This window comes from Nocardia seriolae NBRC 15557 (genome assembly GCF_007990715.1).
GTDB classification, from domain to species: domain Bacteria; phylum Actinomycetota; class Actinomycetes; order Mycobacteriales; family Mycobacteriaceae; genus Nocardia; species Nocardia seriolae.
The window spans coordinates 1-694 of record NZ_BJWY01000280.1; the positions used below are offsets into that span (position 1 = coordinate 1).

The window sequence follows — 694 nt, forward strand, 5'->3', positions numbered from 1 at the left end:
AGTATTAGGCGGGCGACGTCCTACGGTTCGAGTGAGCTATTGGTCCGATAGCTTTACCCGGCTGACGTCACCGCTGACGTTCAACGATTCGGTAGCAATACATCAATTGTGTCAATGCATTTGGAATCATTGTTCTGGTAAACGGCGGCGACCACCGGCCACGTCGATTACGAGATCAGTGTAGCCGTCAACCAGTTCGGCGAGATGGTACCAGTGTTTATGGGTGTTATCACTGGCCGCGCCCTCGTGATCGATCACCTGATTGGCTTCCACCCAGCTCCTGGCCATGCGGTCCACCACCGCACCCAGGCTCTCGGTGTGCATGGTGGCGCCGTTGCGGTGTTGTGGCAGTTCCTGTTCCACCCAATCGTTGATATCGTCAACGAGTTCACCGCGGCGACAATCGATCTCACTGACCATCATGGGATCCCGTACCTGGGCACGGCGTTCGTGCAGTTCGGCGAGGGCGTGTGCCGACCGCAGCAATACTCGATCTTGAAATCGCCTCCCCTGGAAGGCACAGAGCAATTGAGGAGCGGTCGGCAGGACGCCGGCTATCGACATGGTCATCGCGACTCCCCAAACACACCCGACAGCATCACTAATCGCACCAACATGATTGGTCTCCGGATTCAGCTATACCGGTCATCGGATCGGCCGTACACGAATAGGCTAGCTGGATCATGCTCTCTCG

The 694-nt window shown here is 56.9% G+C and carries 1 protein-coding gene; it reads right to left on the bottom strand.

Annotation, left to right across the window (positions count from 1 at the left end):
- Positions 1–126: 126 nt before the first annotated feature.
- A complete protein-coding gene (locus NS2_RS35700; protein WP_033091793.1) occupies positions 127–486 on the bottom strand; it encodes a DUF4254 domain-containing protein in 360 nt (119 codons plus the stop codon).
- Positions 487–694: the final 208 nt, after the last annotated feature.